At 65.0% G+C, this 16,693-nt stretch carries 11 protein-coding genes; 4 read left to right on the forward strand and 7 right to left on the reverse strand.

Annotation, left to right across the window (positions count from 1 at the left end; translation table 11 throughout):
• Positions 1-45 precede the first annotated feature (45 nt).
• The 4 genes from SOM28_RS13590 to SOM28_RS13605 all read right to left on the reverse strand — a co-directional run bounded on the left by SOM28_RS13590 (position 46) and on the right by SOM28_RS13605 (position 7,863).
• A complete protein-coding gene (locus SOM28_RS13590) occupies positions 46-4,761 on the reverse strand; it encodes a glutamate synthase-related protein (RefSeq protein ID WP_123070201.1) in 4,716 nt (1,571 codons plus the stop codon).
• Between the two features lie 250 nt (positions 4,762-5,011).
• On the reverse strand, positions 5,012-5,722 hold the full coding sequence (locus SOM28_RS13595; protein ID WP_320468435.1) for a transposase: 711 nt from the start codon (positions 5,720-5,722) through the stop codon (positions 5,012-5,014).
• 255 nt (positions 5,723-5,977) lie between these two features.
• Positions 5,978-6,658, reverse strand: coding sequence for a response regulator transcription factor (locus SOM28_RS13600; RefSeq protein WP_123071179.1), 681 nt, complete (start codon positions 6,656-6,658; stop codon positions 5,978-5,980).
• A gap of 113 nt (positions 6,659-6,771) precedes the next feature.
• On the reverse strand, positions 6,772-7,863 hold the full coding sequence (locus tag SOM28_RS13605; RefSeq protein ID WP_229415043.1) for a sensor histidine kinase: 1,092 nt from the start codon (positions 7,861-7,863) through the stop codon (positions 6,772-6,774).
• Positions 7,864-8,063: 200 nt separating this feature from the next.
• Between SOM28_RS13605 and SOM28_RS13610 the strand changes: the two genes are divergently transcribed.
• Positions 8,064-8,312 (forward strand): DUF3297 family protein, encoded by a 249-nt coding sequence (locus tag SOM28_RS13610; RefSeq protein WP_123071180.1) that lies wholly within the window; start codon positions 8,064-8,066, stop codon positions 8,310-8,312.
• A 44-nt stretch (positions 8,313-8,356) separates the two neighbouring features.
• On the opposite strand, the gene SOM28_RS13615 is transcribed toward SOM28_RS13610, so the two are convergent.
• Positions 8,357-9,103, reverse strand: a complete 747-nt coding sequence (locus SOM28_RS13615) for a sulfite exporter TauE/SafE family protein (RefSeq protein WP_123071181.1) — start codon at positions 9,101-9,103, stop codon at positions 8,357-8,359.
• A gap of 92 nt (positions 9,104-9,195) precedes the next feature.
• Between SOM28_RS13615 and SOM28_RS13620 the strand changes: the two genes are divergently transcribed.
• A complete protein-coding gene (locus tag SOM28_RS13620; RefSeq protein ID WP_320468436.1) occupies positions 9,196-10,092 on the forward strand; it encodes a LysR family transcriptional regulator in 897 nt (298 codons plus the stop codon).
• A 137-nt stretch (positions 10,093-10,229) separates the two neighbouring features.
• On the opposite strand, the gene SOM28_RS13625 is transcribed toward SOM28_RS13620, so the two are convergent.
• Positions 10,230-13,343 (reverse strand): DEAD/DEAH box helicase, encoded by a 3,114-nt coding sequence (locus tag SOM28_RS13625; protein WP_320468437.1) that lies wholly within the window; start codon positions 13,341-13,343, stop codon positions 10,230-10,232.
• Positions 13,344-13,571: 228 nt separating this feature from the next.
• Here SOM28_RS13625 and SOM28_RS13630 point away from each other — a divergent pair, with 228 nt between their 5' ends.
• Positions 13,572-15,926, forward strand: coding sequence for a Tex family protein (locus SOM28_RS13630; protein WP_123070199.1), 2,355 nt, complete (start codon positions 13,572-13,574; stop codon positions 15,924-15,926).
• Between the two features lie 4 nt (positions 15,927-15,930).
• A complete protein-coding gene (locus SOM28_RS13635; RefSeq protein WP_123070198.1) occupies positions 15,931-16,392 on the forward strand; it encodes a GNAT family N-acetyltransferase in 462 nt (153 codons plus the stop codon).
• On the opposite strand, the gene SOM28_RS13640 is transcribed toward SOM28_RS13635, so the two are convergent.
• Positions 16,373-16,660, reverse strand: a complete 288-nt coding sequence (locus SOM28_RS13640; protein WP_123070197.1) for a hypothetical protein — start codon at positions 16,658-16,660, stop codon at positions 16,373-16,375. The two genes, SOM28_RS13635 and SOM28_RS13640, sit on opposite strands and share 20 nt — an antisense overlap.
• Positions 16,661-16,693: the final 33 nt, after the last annotated feature.

Raw genomic sequence — 16,693 nt, forward strand, 5'->3', positions numbered from 1 at the left:
CACCACGGTCATCCCCGCGCAGGCGGGGACCCAAGTTCCGCGGTCTCAGGCCGCCAACTCAATCTTATCGTTCGCTTCTTCCATGCTCGAGTTGTGCATCTCCTCGAGGGCGCGCTTGTAATCGGTCGGGAACACCTTGACGAACTTGCTGCGGCTATTGGCCCAGTCATCCAGCAGATTGCGCGCGCGCGTGCTGCCGGTGTGCTTGAAGTGACGCTCGATCAGGCGGCGCAGGATGACTTCGTCGCATTCGCGCTCGCCATTGCGGGTCTGGCTGTGCCAGGCCGCCGGGTCGCACTGATCCTTGGCCGACAGCACCGGCTCCAGGTTGACCATCGTGGTATTGCAGCGGCCCGCGAACTCGCCTTTCGGATCGTAGACGAAGGCCACGCCGCCCGACATGCCGGCCGCGAAGTTGCGACCGGTCTCGCCCAGCACGACGACGGTACCGCCGGTCATGTATTCGCAACCGTGGTCGCCGCAGCCCTCGACCACCGCGATGGCGCCCGAGTTACGCACCGCGAAGCGCTCGCCGGCCACGCCGTTGAAGAAGGCTTCGCCAGAGATCGCGCCATACATCACGGTATTGCCGACGATGATGTTGTCCACCGCCCAGCCGCGGAACTCGGTGTTCGGACGCACGATGATGCGGCCGCCCGACAGGCCCTTGCCGACATAGTCGTTGCCTTCGCCGACCAGGTCGATCGTGATGCCACCGGCCAGGAAGGCCGCCGCCGACTGGCCCGCGGTGCCCTGCAGCTGGATGTGGATGGTGTCGTCCGGCAGGCCGGCGTGTCCATAGCGCTTGGCGACTTCGCCCGACAGCATGGCGCCGACGGTGCGGTTCAGGTTCTTGACCGGCGAGATGAACGAGACGCGCTCGCCCTTCTCCAGTGCGGCCTTGGCTTGCGCGATCAGCTTGTGGTCCAGGGCTTTGTCGAGGCCGTGATCCTGTTCGCCCGTGTGATACAGGGCGCTGCGACAGTCGACCTGCGGCTGGTAGAAGATGTTCGAGAAGTCCAGGCCCTGCGCCTTCCAGTGCCCGATCGCCTTCGATTTGTCCAGCAGGTCGGCGCGGCCGATCAACTCGTCATAGGTACGGATGCCCAGCTGGGCCATGATCTGGCGCGCTTCCTCGGCGACGAAGAAGAAGTAGTTCACGACGTGCTCGGGTTTGCCCTGGAACTTGGCGCGCAATACCGGATCCTGCGTGGCCACGCCCACCGGGCAGGTATTCAGGTGGCATTTGCGCATCATGATGCAGCCTTCGACCACCAGCGGCGCGGTAGCAAAACCCACTTCATCGGCGCCCAGCATGGCGGCGATGACGACGTCGCGGCCGGTGCGCATCTGTCCATCTGCTTGAACCCGAATTCGGCTACGCAGGCCGTTGAGCACCAAGGTCTGCTGGGTCTCGGCCAGGCCCAGCTCCCACGGCGTGCCGGCGTGCTTGACCGAGGACAGCGGCGAGGCGCCGGTGCCGCCGTCATGGCCGGCGACCACCACGTGGTCGGCCTTGGCTTTCGAGACGCCGGCGGCGACGGTGCCGATGCCGACTTCCGAGACCAGCTTGACCGAGATCGAGGCGCGCGGGTTGGCGTTTTTCAGGTCGTGGATCAGCTGGGCCAGATCTTCGATCGAATAGATGTCGTGGTGCGGCGGCGGCGAGATCAGGCCGACACCCGGCACCGAGAAGCGCAGGGAGGCGATGTACTCGGACACCTTATGGCCCGGCAGCTGGCCGCCCTCGCCCGGCTTGGCGCCCTGCGCCATCTTGATCTGGATTTGATCGGCCGCGTTCAGGTATTCGGCCGTGACGCCGAAGCGGCCCGAGGCCACCTGCTTGATCTTCGAGCGCAACGAATCGCCTTCTTCCAGCGGGATGTCGACCATCACGCGGTCGGCGCCCAGGCGCGAGGCCAGGGTCTCGCCCTTCTTGATGGCGATGCCCTTGAATTCGTTCATGTAGCGCGCCGGATCCTCGCCGCCTTCGCCGGTATTGCTCTTGCCGCCGATGCGGTTCATCGCGATCGCCAGCGTGGCGTGGGCTTCGGTGCTGATCGAGCCGAGCGACATCGCGCCGGTAGCAAAACGCTTGACGATGTCCTTGGCCGGTTCGACTTCCTCGATCGGGATCGCCTTGTCGCGGTCGATCCTGAACTCGAACAGGCCGCGCAGGGTCAGGTGGCGGCGCGTCTGGTCGTTGATCAGCTGGGCGTACTCTTTATAGGTCGAGAAGTTGTTGGAACGGGTCGAGTGCTGCAGCTTGGCGATCGCGTCCGGCGTCCACAGGTGGTCTTCGCCGCGCACGCGGAAGGCATATTCGCCGCCGACGTCCAGCGCATTGGCCAGCACCGGATCGTTGCCGAAGGCCAGGGCGTGCAGGCGCAGCGCTTCCTCGGCCACTTCAAACAGGCCGATGCCTTCGACGTTCGACGAGGTGCCCTTGAAGTACTTGTCGACCAGCGATTTGTTGAGGCCCACGGCCTCGAAGATCTGCGCGCCGCAATAGGACATATAGGTGGAGATGCCCATCTTCGACATCACCTTGAGCAGGCCCTTGCCGATCGCCTTGATGTAGTTGTAGCTCGCGGTCTCCGCCGACATTTCGTGCGGCAGGCTGTGGGCCAGTTCGGCCAGGGTTTCCAGCGCCAGGTAGGGGTGGACGGCTTCCGCGCCGTAGCCCGCCAGCAGGGCGAAGTGGTGGGTCTCGCGCGCCGAGCCGGTCTCGATCACGAGACCAGTCGAGGCGCGCAGGCCCTTCGCCACCAGGTGCTGGTGGACGCTGGAGGTGGCCAGCAGCGCGGGGATGGCGACCAGGTCGGGCGACAGGCGGCGATCCGACACGATCAGGATGTTGTGGCCCGACTTAACGGCGTCGACCGCTTCGGCGCACAGCGAGGCGAGCGAGGCTTCGATGCCTTCCTTGCCCCAGGCGACCGGATAGCAGATGTTCAGCTCATAGGCCTTGAACTTGCTGCCGGTGTGCTGGCCGATGGCGCGCAGGCGCGCCATATCGTCGAAGCCGAGGATCGGCTGCGCCACTTCGAGGCGCATCGGCGGATTGACGTTGTTGGTGTCCAGGATGTTCGGCTTGGGGCCGATGAAGGACACCAGCGACATCACCATGCTTTCGCGGATCGGATCGATCGGCGGGTTGGTCACTTGCGCGAACAGCTGCTTGAAGTAGTTATACAGCGGCTTCAGTTTATTGGAGGTGACGGCCAGCGGCGAATCGTTGCCCATCGAGCCGGTGGCTTCCTCGCCCAGCACGGCCATCGGCGCCATCAGGAATTTCAGGTCTTCTTGCGTGTAGCCGAAAGCTTGCTGGCGGTCGAGCAGGGTCAGGGCGTGCTTTTCGCCTTGCGCATCCTTGGCGCGGCCGGCCATCAGTTGTGACTCGGACAGCTTGATTTCATTGAGCTTGATGCGCACCGACTTGATCCAGGCCTTATAGGGCTTGGCGTTGGCGAAGCTGTCTTTCAGTTCCTTGTCGTCGATGATGCGGCCGGCTTCGAGGTCGATCAGGAACATCTTGCCCGGCTGGAGGCGCCACTTCTTGACGATGCGCGATTCGGGGATCGGCAGCACGCCCGATTCGGAGGCCATCACGACCAGGTCGTCCTCGGTGATGACGTAGCGCGCCGGACGCAGGCCGTTGCGGTCCAGGGTGCCGCCGATATGGCGGCCGTCGGTGAAGGCCATGGCGGCCGGGCCGTCCCATGGTTCCATCATCGCCGCGTGGTATTCGTAGAAGGCGCGGCGGTTGTCGTCCATCGCGGTGTGGTTTTCCCAGGCTTCGGGGATCATCATCATCATCGCCTGGGCCACAGGATAGCCGGCCATCACCAGCAGTTCGAGCGCATTGTCGAAGCAGGCGGTGTCGGACTGGCCTTCATAAATCAGCGGGAACAGCTTGTTCAGGTCTTCGCCCAGCACGGCCGACTTGAGCATGCCTTCGCGCGCGCGGGTCCAGTTGAAGTTGCCCTTGACGGTATTGATCTCGCCGTTGTGGGCGATCATGCGATACGGGTGGGCCAGCGGCCACTCGGGGAAGGTATTGGTCGAAAAGCGCTGGTGGACCAGGGACAGGGCCGAGATGCAGCGCGGGTCTTGCAAGTCCTTGTAGTAGACGCCGACCTGGTCGGCCAGCAGCAGGCCTTTGTAGACGATGGTGCGCGCCGACATCGACGGCACGAAGAACTCCTTGCCGTGCAGGAGTTTGAGGGCCTGGATCGCGTGGCCGGACGATTTGCGGATGACGTAGAGCTTACGTTCGAGCGCATCGGTGACCATGATGTCCGGGCCGCGGCCGATGAAGATCTGGCGGATGACAGGTTCCTTGGCGCGCACGAAAGGCGACATCGGCATGGTCTCGTCGACCGGCACATTGCGCCAGCCCAGCACAACCTGGCCTTCGATGCGCACGGCGCGTTCGATTTCCTGTTCGCAGGCGATGCGCGAGGCATGCTCTTTCGGCAGGAACACCATGCCGACGCCGTATTCGCCGGGCGGCGGCAGTTCGACGCCCTGCTTGGCCATCTCGTCGCGGAAGTACTGGTCCGGGATCTGGATCAGGATGCCGGCCCCGTCGCCCATCAGCGCATCGGCGCCGACAGCGCCCCGGTGGTCGAGGTTCTTCAGGATCTGCAGACCCTGTTCGATAATCGAATGACTCTTGTTGCCCTTGATATGGGCGATGAATCCGACCCCGCAGGCATCGTGTTCATTGGCTGGGTCATACAAACCTTGGGCAATCATGAGGCATTCTCCACAACTTTTCGGGGGTCGAACGCCGAGAATAGTGCACTGCAAAATGCCCCGTCAACCAGAATAATTAGGGTCAGAGTCGAATTGTTTGACAACTTTTTGTCTTGGTGATTAATTGGGGACAGAGTCAATCGAGGCTGTTCACAATCAGTTGATTCGATGCTAAGCCGTTGATGTTATTGGAATTTTTGGCAAAAAAACGGCACGAATAACCGTGCCGTTGTGTCGGGAATTGCGCGCTTCAGGCTGCTGAAAGCGGCGGTAATGGCAGATTAAAGGGGCGTCCACGCTTGGCCGGCAGGATCTGACGTTGCGTTTTTTGCTCCAGTTCGGTCTTGAAGCTGAGCGAGCCGAGCGGCTGGTTCTTGAGGATCGCGATCGTGATGAAATCGACCTCTTCCGTGCTGAGGCCTTGCCGGACCATGTCGATATAGGCCGCCTCGCGCTGGAACGGCGTATTGCCCAGTGCCCAGAACAGCGGATGATCGGCGACCAGGGTGTCGGTGCGGATGCCGGCATGGTGGGCGTAGCTGGACCAGGGATAGTTCTCTGGCGCCACCGTGAGCTGTGCGCGTACCGGGTTGAGCTCGATATAGCGGCTGCAGGTCATGAAATAGCGGTCCGAATCGATCAGCGAGGTGCGGAAACGCCCTTCGAACAGGCCGCCGCTGCGCTCGTACTTGTGATTGAACCAGGGAACGTAAAGCCGGCCCACCTTCTGCATCATCAGCGCCAGGCCAGTGGCGTCGCTGGGCGTGGCCAGCAAGTGCAGGTGGTTCGGCATCAGGACATAAGAGTGAATCGCCACATCGTAGAACTTGGCGCCTTCCTTGAGCCACACCAGGAAGCGCTGGTAGTCAGCCTCCTCGCGAAAGATCACTTGGCGGTTATTGCCGCGCTGGATGACGTGGTGCGGTTGCTCGGGAACGATGAGTCGTGGTTGGCGTGCCATGGCGTCTGCTCAAATGTTGAGCAGGCGATTCTACAATAGAAATCGACTCTGTCCCTAATTAATCGCAAGCCACGGCGAATCAGCGCTGACTCTGTCCCCATTTATTTGACACAGAAGCCCGGAGCAATCAAAGCCAAGCAATTCTGCGTAAATTTGGGTAAGAATGGCAAGATTACCAAAGAAATTGGCCAATAATTCTACTCTGACCCTAATTGTCCGAGTGGCTATTGGCCAATAATTCTACTCTGACCCTAATTAGGAGAGGGTGAAGCCGGCGGAGAGGCTGTAGCCTTCGCCGTAGGCGCTGCGCAGGGGGAGGTCCTGGCCGAGGCCGGAGCGGGCTTTCTTGCGCAGGCGGTAGACCAACATGTCGACCCGACGGCTGGCGTCCGGGTCTTCGCCGCCCATGCCGGCCACGATCACGTGACGCGGCACCGGACGGGTGTTGATCGTCAACAGGTGCAGGAAATTGCACTCTTTTTCGGTCAGGTCGATCACCTTGCCCATCAGCTCGAGCTGGCGCGCGCTCACGCGCAAGGTCCACTTGCTCGGGGTCGGGGCCGGATCGGGCGGTCGCACGCGGCGGTCCAGGGCTTCGATGTGGGCCGCCAGTTCGGGGAACTTGATCGGCTTGGTCAAATAATGGTCGGCGCCCAGGCGCAGGCCCAGGATGCGGTGGTCGAACGCCACCCGGCCGGTCAAGACCAGCAAGCCGATCTCGGGGTAGAGCTGGCGCATGCGCGGGATCACATTGAAACCGTCTTCGTCCGGCAAGCCGAGGTCGAGCACGACCACCGCGGCCGGGGTGCGCGTCAGCGCCGCCCACATTTCGCTGGCGGTCCTGGCGATCGTCACGTCATGGTCGAGCTCCTTCAGGAACTCGGCCATGTCGTCGGCGTACTCGCCATTGTCTTCAACAATCAGTATCTGGGTCATGCCTTGGCCATAGTGTTCTTTAACCCGACAATGATACCAATGGTAGCGTTATCCTTGCCGGGTTGCGGTCCGATTATCGTTGCTGAGCCTGTATGAAGCAAGGAGTTGTTCCTCTATAAGGCCAAAGCAGGCATCCACAGGCGGAATTCGGCGCCTGCGCCTTCCGTTCCCGGCGCCAGGCTCAGCACACCACCATGCACCTCGACGATCGAGCGCGCCATGTAAAGACCGAGGCCGCTGCCGGCCAGGCCGGCGGCGTTGCGGCCGCGGTAGCCCTTGCCGAAGACCCGCGCCACGTCTTCCAGCGGCACGCCGGCGCCGCCGTCGATCACCGCCAGCTCGACCCCGCCGCCGCTGCGCCGCGCACGCAGGATCACGGGCGCCGACGGCGGCGAAAACGCCAGTGCGTTATCGATCAGGACCTTCAGCGCCAGCCGCAGGCCTTCCGGTTCCCCGCGCAGGGTCAGTGGGAGTTCTTCCTGCCGCAGCGCGGCTTCGCGGCCGGCCGCGCGGATCTGGGTGGCGCCGCTCTCGACCAGGTCGCGTACGGTGATCGTGTTCGGCTGGCGCGCCCGACCGAGCGCGGCCATGCGGTCCGGCGACAGGTATTCGTCGAGCATCGCGATCAGGCGATCGACCGCGGCGCCGATCTTGCGATAGCGCGTACGTGTGGCCTCGTCGGCGTGGCTCGAGGTCGCCTCCAGGCGCTGGATGGCGCCGTCGATGGTGGCCAGCGGGGTGCGGAATTCGTGGTTGAGCATGCTGGCAAAGCGCTTCTGCTCGCTTTGATGGCCGCGCCGCGCCGACAGGTCGCGCAGCTGGCCGACCAGGGTCGGAGCAGCGTCGGCCAGCACCGTGGCCAATCCTTCCAGCGCCAGCGGCCGGCCTTCGGCGTCGAACAGGTCGAACTCGCGCTGGCTGCGGGCGCCGGGCGCGCCGCCGGCCGCCTCGCGCAGCCAGGCCGCGAGCGGCGCCAGGGGCGAGACGCCGTCGCCGTCGAGCGCGCGCTGCAGCGCCTCGCCGTCGAAACCGCTCAGCGCGCCGAAGGCGGGGCTGAGATACGCGAGGCGGCGCGCCGGCAGCGCGATGGCGAAGGCCACGTCGCCGCCCAGTTCGGCGATGGCGCGGAACTGCCGCGCCGGCAAGGCCTCGTCATCTTGGCTACCCAACACGGATAACTGGACGGCGGGATCGGGGCTGGACATGATCGGGATCTTTCTTAACCAACTGGCAAGTGTTCGAGGTTTACCGCCAAGTATATAGCTGTGCAACAATATTTGTGAAATATATCGGCAAGATCCATTTCATGATCTGTGCGAATAGATATTGAACAACAGGTGCCAGCTTAAGCGGGAAATAAACAAATGCGCCACGCAGATGGGAGTTGAGGGATAATTCGCGCACTATGAACGATACCGCAACCCTCCCCCCGCTCCCAGACCGGCTGTCGATCGACCCGAGCAGCCCTTTCCACAACCGTGACGTGTTCCAGCACGAGATCGGCATTCGCTTCAACGACAAGGATCGCTACGACGTCGAAGAGTATTGTCTCAGCGAAGGCTGGATCAAGGTCGCCGCCGGCAAGACCCTCGATCGCAAGGGCAAACCGATGCTCATCAAGCTCAAGGGCAAGGTCGAAGCTTTCTACAAATGAGTCAAGGGCCGCATGCGGCCCTTTTTCATTCACTCCGCCAGCGCTCAGGCGAGCGAGCGCGACGCCAACTCCAGCCCCAGTCCGATCAGGAACGCCAGGAAGCACTGCCTGAAGCGTCTGGCGCTGATGCGCGCCCGGATCGCCTGCCCGATCCACATTCCCAACAGCGCCGGCACGATGGCCAGCGCCGACAGGCCCAGTTGCTCCAGTTCGAAGGCGCCGTGCGTCGCCAGGCCGATGGCCAGCGCCACGGTCGACACCGTGAACGACAGCCCGAGCGCCTGCACCAGTTCATCCTTGTCCAGCCGCAGCGCCTGCAGATAGGGCACGGCCGGCACCACGAACACCCCGGTGGCGCCGGTGACCAGTCCCGTCGCCACACCCACCACCGGTCCCAGCCAGACTTCATGGCGCCGCGCCAGCGCCAGGTTCGGCGCCGCCAGCGCGTAGCCTGCGTACAGGATCAGGGTCAGGCCCAGCGCCAGGCTCGCCGTCTGCGGATCGACCCGCGCCAGCAGCACCACGCCACCGGCCGTGCCGACCACGGTCCCCAGCAGCATCGGCCACAGGCGCGCCACCAGCCGGAGAACGCCCGGCCCCGCCGTCATCTGCAGCACATTGGTCACGAAGGACGGCAGCACCAGCAGCGCGGCGGCGGCGGCCGGCGCCATGGCGGTGCCCAGCAAGCCCATGGCCACCGTGGGCAGGCCCATGCCGGTGACGCCCTTGACCAGGCCCGCGGCCAGGAATGTCCCGCCCAGGATGGCCAGCAGAAAGTTGGATTCGTTCATGGCGCGTATTGAACCAGCGCGCCAGGCCCGGCACAATGCGGTTTTCACGTCGACGCCTTCGGCCGCTCCGAAGGCAAGGAAAAAGACATCCCATGCGCCTCGACCTGGCCGACCTGCAGCTATTCCTGTGCATCCTCGACGCCGGCAGCATCTCGGCCGGCGCCGCGCGCGCCAACCTGGCGCTGGCCTCGGCCAGCGAGCGGCTGCGCAGCATCGAGCTCGATGCCGGCGTGACGCTGTTCGAACGCCGCCCGCGCGGCGTGGTCGCCACCCAGGCCGGCGAGGCGCTAGCCCACCATGCGCGCCTGATCCTGCGCCAGCAGGCGCTGCTCAAGGGCGAGCTGCGCGACTTCGCGCAGGGCGCCCAGGGCACGCTGCACCTGCATGCCAACACCGCCGCGCTGGCCGAATTCCTGCCGCGCCGGCTGGCGCCCTGGCTGGCCGCGCGGCCCCGTCTGCACGTCGAACTGAAGGAGCGCACCAGCGCCGACATCGTGCGCGCCATTGCGGCCGGACTGGTCGAGGCGGGCGTAGTGTCGGATGCGGTCGAGGCGCCGGGCCTGCACCTGCAGCCGGTCGAACGGGATCACCTGGTGCTGATCATGGCGCCGGGACACCGGCTGGCGGCAGCGAACGCGCTGCGCCTGGCGGACGTGCTGCATGAAGCCTTCGTCGGCCTGACGCACGGCAGCGCCCTGCAGGACTATATCGATGCGCAGGCGCTGGACGCCGGCCGCGCGCTGGCGCTGCGCATCCGGATGACGACGTTCACGGGATTATGCGAGATGGTGGGGCATGGCGTGGGCATCGGGATCGTGCCGCAGAACGTGGCCAGCCGCAACCGGCGCCGCCATGGCTTGCGCACGATCGCGCTGGACGAGCCGTGGGCGCGGCGCCAGCTATGCCTGTGCTGGGAGGACTGGGAAGATTTGTCGTCGCCGATGCGCAGCCTGCTCACTCACCTCGGCGGAACGCCGCCTGCAGTCTGAAAACGTCGTTCCCGCGCAGGCGGGAACCCAAGCTCTCTAGCATTGCCACTTACTTCGAACGTAGTGGCGTGCTTGCAAACTTGGGTTCCCGCCTGCGCGGGAACGACGTGCATGCGTTACGGTGAAGGGGTAGCGGATCAGTCGTCCAGCGGCGCGAAGATCGCCTGCAGGTCTTCCTGCGTCAGCGCCATCTTCTGCGATTCGCCTTCGGACAGGATCGACTGCGCCAGTTCGGACTTCTTCTGCTGCAGCAGCTGGATTTTTTCTTCCAGCGTGCCTTTTGCGATCAGCTTGTAGACGAACACCGGCTTGTCCTGCCCGATGCGCCAGGCGCGGTCGGTCGCTTGATTTTCGGCCGCCGGATTCCACCACGGGTCGTAGTGGATCACGGTGTCGGCCGCGGTGAGATTGAGGCCGACACCGCCGGCTTTCAGGCTGATCAGGAAGATCGGCACCGCGCCTTGCTGGAAAGCCGCCACCTGGGCCGAGCGGTCGCGCGTCTCGCCGGTGAGGATGGCGTAGGGGATGTTGCGCGCGTCGAGTTCTTCCTCGATCAGGCCGAGCATGCTGGTGAACTGCGAGAACACGAGGATCTTGCGGCCTTCGCCCAGCAGGTCTTCGACCATCTGCATCAGGTCGGTCAGCTTGGCCGACACCGCCGCCGTGTTCTTCTTGGACGGCATCGACTTCACCAGGCGCGGATCGCAGCAGACCTGGCGCAGCTTGAGCAGCGCCTCGAGGATGACGATCTGGCTGCGCGCCACGCCCTTGCGGTCGATCTCGTCGCGCACCTTCTTGTCCATCGCCAGGCGCACGGTCTCGTACAGGTCGCGCTGCGGGCCGGACAGCTCGATGCGGCGCACCATCTCGGTCTTCTCCGGCAGTTCCTTGGCCACGTGGTCTTTCGTGCGGCGCAGCAGGAAGGGACGGATGCGGCGATTGAGCAGGGTGCGGCGCACCGGATCGTCTTGCCGCTCGATCGGATGGCGGAACTGCGTGTTGAAGGTCTTCTCGTCGCCCAGCAGGCCCGGGAGCAGGAAGTGGAACTGCGACCACAGCTCACCCAGGTGGTTCTCGAGCGGGGTGCCCGACAGGCACAGGCGATGGCTGGCGTCGAGCGAGCCGGCCGTCTGCGCCGCCTTGGAGCGGGTGTTCTTGATGTAGTGCGATTCGTCCAGGATCACCAGGTGGTAGTGGTGCTTGCGCAGTTCTTCTTCGTCGCGCGGCAGCAATGCATAGGTGGTCAGGACGATGTCGGCGCCGTCGATCTGGTCGAACTGGTCCATGCGCTCCTTGCCTTGCAGGAGCAGCACCTTGAGGCTCGGCGCGAAGCGCGCGGCTTCGTCGAACCAGTTGGCCATCAGGCTGGTCGGCGCGATCACCAGGGCCGGGCTGGTAAGACGCCCCGCTTCCTTCTCGGTGAGGATGTGGGCCAGCGTCTGCACCGTTTTACCGAGGCCCATATCGTCGGCCAGGATGCCGCCCAGGTCGTACTCGCGCAGGAACTGCATCCACGACAGGCCGTCGAGCTGGTAGTCGCGCAAGGTGGCCTGCAAGCCGGCAGGCGCCTCGACCTTCTTGACGGCCCCGAACTGGCTCAGCTTGCGGCCGGTTTCGCGTAACCGCTCGCCGCCGGTCCAGCGCAGCTCGACGCCGCGCGCCAGTTCTTCGAGGCGCGCCGCGTCCAGCGTGGACAGGCGCAGCTTGCCCTTGATCTTGTCGTTGAAGTATAGCTCGCCCAGGGTGGCGAGGATCGGCTTGAGACGGCCCCACGGCAGCGCCACGCGCACGCCGTCAGGCAGCACGGCCAGCATCTGGTCGGCCTCGGCATGGGCGGCCAGCACGTTTGGATCGAATTCGAGCGGCGCGCTGCGGATCAGCTGCACCAGCACCGGCAGCAGCGGCACGCGCTTCTTCGCCACCACGATGCCCAGCTCCAGCTCGAACCAGGCATTGCCTGCCTCGGCCGGTTCGTCGATGTCGGCATACCAGTCTTCGACCGCGACGACGTCGTAGCGGTACTTGTTCGATTTCTGCAGGTGCCAGCCGGCGTCGGACAGCGCGTCGACGTCGTTCTCGGCAAAGCGCAGCCAGTGCGCCTGGCTTTCGAGCTGCAGCGCGCCGGCCATGGCGTTGAACGGGGCGGTGGACGGTTTGCGAAAGCCAATCTCGCCCAGTTTATCGAGGGCGTCGCTCTCGGCCTTCGGGTCGCGTTCGATGATTTCGGTGAGGTCGCCGATCTGGCGCACCACGCGCTGCGATGGGTCGAACGAGACGCGCTGGCCGTCGTAGTCGAAGGCCAGCACGGCGAAGTCTTGCCAGCGCGTGACGTTGCCGTCGGCGAGCTGCACGGCGTCGAGCAGCAGGTGCGGAATCGGCTTGACGTCATTCCGCAGGCGCTGCGTGAGCGGCTGCGGCAATGGCATCAGCCCCTGCAGGCCGTGGGCCAGCAGCAGCTGCGAGACGCGTTTTTTATCGGTGCCGGTCAGGGCCGGGGCTTGCGCCACCAGGGCCTGCAGCTCGGCCAGCGAGATGTCGATGCCGCCGCGATTGAGTTCGAGCGGCCCGCAAGACAGGTTGTCGATGTACCACGGCGGATCGGTCGGCAGCATGTAGTCAATCTGGTCGGCCGCGCTGTGGGTGGCGGCGCCACCGACCGGCTCCACCGACCATCCGAGCTTGGACACGCGGCCTTCGTCGCGCCAGGCCAGGCTGGCCAGGCGGGTCGGGCCGCCCTGCAGCGGGTAGACCAGGCCGCTCGACATGTCGGACCACGAGTTCGCCCACAGCAGTTTGCCCTGATCGAGCAGCATCTGCAGCAGGATCGCGCCCACCTTGCCCTTGGGTTCGGTGGCGCTGGTGCCCTGGGCCGACCCACTGCGCATGGCGATGAAGAAGCGCACCAGGTCGACGTCGTCGCCTTCGAGATAGGCGGGCGGCGCCGACAGCAGCGAGAACACTTCGCTGACCGGGCTGGCCGCGGCCACGTCGCCGTTCGGACGCAGGCGCGCCTTGCACAGGCACAGCGCGACGTGGCGGCCGCCGCTGGTGGGCGCCATGACGTAGACGAATTTGTACTGCGCGGCCTTGGGGTCGACGACTTCATCGGTCAGCTTCGGCTGGGGGTGGGCCGCGGCCTCGACCCGTTGCAGCCAGCTCACCACCGGCGCCGGAAGGGCCGGGGAACGTGCGGGAGCGCGGACCGGAGGTGCGTCGCTGGCTTTCTCGCGAAGATAATCGACTGTGGTCATTGGGTCTCGTGGCTTCGTATCAAAAAAGGCAATAAACGGCATTATCTCGCATACGAACACTTCCGTTTTGTTCGGAATCGCACGTAGCGGACAAATCTCATCCGTGCGCAGTGCGCACGCTTTCTCGTCAACCGGTTGTTCTCTCATGTCCGCGACACGCTGTCAAGACTGGCGCATCGTCGATGAGGGCGTATCATTGACTGCTTGACCTTCGATACAACGATTCACATGCTGCCCTCCATCGAACAACGCCTCGCCCAAGAACTCGCCGCCCGCCCGGCCCAGGTGGCCGCCGCCATCGCCTTGCTCGACGAAGGCGCTACCGTGCCCTTCATCGCCCGCTACCGCAAGGAAGCCACGGGCGGCCTCGACGACATCCAGCTGCGCCTGCTCGAAGAACGCCTGCGCTACCTGCGCGAACTCGAAGACCGGCGCGCTGCGATTGTCGCGTCGATCACGGAACAGAACAAGATGACGCCCGAGCTGATGCAGGCCATCGCCATGGCGGAAGACAAGACCCGCCTCGAAGACCTGTACCTGCCCTACAAGCAGAAGCGCCGCACCAAGGCCCAGATCGCGATCGAGGCCGGCCTGGCGCCGCTGGCGGAGACCCTGCTGGCCGACCCGACCCTGAACCCGGAACAAGTCGCTGGTGAATACCTGCGCGAAGCGTTCACCAATGCCGACGGCGGCGCCAATCCCGGCGTGGCCGATACCAAGGCCGCCCTGGACGGCGCGCGCCAGATCCTGATGGAGCGTTTTGCCGAGGATGCCGAACTGCTGCAATCGCTGCGCGAGTACGTGCAGGATCACGGCGTGGTCGAGTCGAAGGTCGTCGCCGGCAAGGAAGACGAAGGCGAAAAATTCGCCGACTACTTCGACTACAACGAGCCCCTCGCCGCCGTGCCGTCGCACCGCGCGCTGGCCCTGTTGCGCGGCCGCCGCGAGGGCGTGCTGGATGTGAGCCTGCGCCTGGATTCGGAACCCGAAAAGCCGAAGTGGGATGCGCCGCTGAACCCGTGCGAGGGCCGCATCGCGGCGCGCTTCGGCATCAAGGCGCAAGGCCGCCCGGCCGACAAGTGGCTGCAGGACACCGCGCGCTGGACCTGGCGCGTAAAAAGCTTCATGCACCTGGATACCGAGTTGATGGGCGCCCTGCGCGACAAGGCGGAACAGGACGCGATCGGCGTTTTCGCGCGCAACCTGAAAGCCCTGCTGCTGGCGGCGCCGGCCGGCCAGCGCGCCACCATGGGCCTCGATCCCGGCCTGCGCACCGGTGTGAAAGTGGCCGTGGTCGACGCCACCGGCAAGGTGGTCGATACCGCCACCGTCTATCCGCACCAGCCGCGCAACGACTGGCATGGCGCGCTGCACACGCTGGGCCAGCTGGCGGCGAAGCACAATGTGTCGCTGATCTCGATCGGCAACGGCACCGGCTCGCGCGAGACCGACAAGCTGGCGCAAGACCTGATCAAGCAAAACCAGGAACTCAAGCTGACCAAGATCGTGGTGTCCGAGGCAGGCGCCTCGGTCTATTCGGCGTCCGAATTCGCCTCGCGCGAACTGCCCGACATGGACGTGTCGCTGCGTGGCGCGGTCTCGATCGCGCGCCGCCTGCAGGATCCGCTGGCCGAACTGGTCAAGATCGATCCGAAGTCGATCGGCGTCGGCCAGTACCAGCACGACGTCTCGCAGACCCAGCTCGCGCGCTCGCTCGATGCGGTGGTCGAGGATTGCGTGAACGCCGTGGGCGTGGACGTGAACACCGCCTCGGCGCCGCTGCTGGCGCGGGTCTCTGGCCTGTCGAACACGGTGGCCCAGGGCATCGTGGCCTACCGCGACACCAACGGCGCCTTCGCCTCGCGCGCGGCACTCAAGAAGGTACCCCGTCTGGGCGACAAGACCTTCGAACAGGCGGCGGGTTTCCTGCGCGTGGTGAACGGCGCCAATCCGCTGGACGCGTCGGCGGTACACCCGGAATCGTATCCGGTGGTCGAGAAGATCCTGGCCGACGTGAAACGCGACATGAAGGCGGTGATCGGCGATGCCGGGCTGCTCAAGGGTTTGAATCCATCGAAGTATGCGGACGACAAATTCGGCGTGCCGACCGTCAGCGACATCCTGAAGGAACTGGAAAAACCGGGCCGCGATCCGCGTCCGGAATTCACCACCGCCACCTTCAAGGAAGGCGTGGAAGAGATCTCGGACCTGCGTCCGGACATGATCCTGGAAGGCGTCGTGACCAACGTCGCGGCCTTCGGCGCCTTCGTGGACATCGGCGTGCACCAGGACGGGCTGGTGCACATCTCGGCGCTGTCGAACACCTTCGTGAAGGATCCGCACACGGTGGTCAAGGCCGGCCAGGTGGTCAAGGTCAAGGTGCTCGAAGTAGACCCCAAGCGCAAGCGCATCGCGCTGACCATGCGCCTGTCGGACAGCGCGCCGCAGGCGGGTGCGCGGCCGGAGCAGCGCCCCGACCGCACGGACGCCAAGCGCGTGGCCCAGCACGGGCGCCAGGAACGTTCGGCGCCGCAGTCCAACAATGCGATGGCGGACGCATTCGCCAAGCTGCGCGGAAAATAAGCGGATGCTGCGGCTGGCCAGCGTCGATCCGGACAGCCGTGACGCACGGCGACTGGTCGCGGAACTCGATGCGGCGCTGGCCGCGATCACGGGCGACAGCGGCGCCTCGTCGTTCGACCCGCAGGATTGCCGTGGGGCCGGCGCGGTCTTCGTGATCGCCTACGACACGCAAGGCGCCGCGGTCGGCTGCGGCGCTCTGCGGCCGCTCGAAGAAAGGGTAGGTGAAATCAAGCGGATGTATGCGCGTCCCGGCAGCGGGGCCGGCGCGGCTATCCTCGCTGAGCTGGAACGGCTGGCCGCCAGTTACGGTTATGGCGCGCTATGGCTGTCGACCCGGCGCGTGAACCTGCGCGCGGTCGGCTTCTACGAACGGCACGGCTACGCCGAGGTATCGCCCTACGGCCGCTACGTCGGCCGCGCCGTCTCGATCTGCCTGGGAAAAACGTTTATCCGCTGTGCTTCATGAACATGCCGATCAGGTAGACCGTCAGGCAGCCGAAGCCGATCAGGAGCATGCGCGCCTGCGGGATGGCCGGCAGGCCGGTCTTCTTGATGTGCAGGGCGTCGCGCACCAGCAGCACGGCATACACCAGGGCTGCCGCGCCGGACAGGATGTCGCCCACGCTGGAGCGCGTGATGCCACTATAGATGTTCAGCAGGCCGGGAACGCCCAGCAGGGCGGCGATCACGAAGTTCATGTTCGGCGATGGTACGCGCGGGCGGGGTTGCTGCATCTCTACTCCAATAATCGAATGACAAACCGGACG

Origin of the sequence: Massilia sp. CFBP9026, from assembly GCF_034045165.1 — a bacterium.
GTDB lineage: Bacteria > Pseudomonadota > Gammaproteobacteria > Burkholderiales > Burkholderiaceae_D > Telluria > Telluria arenae.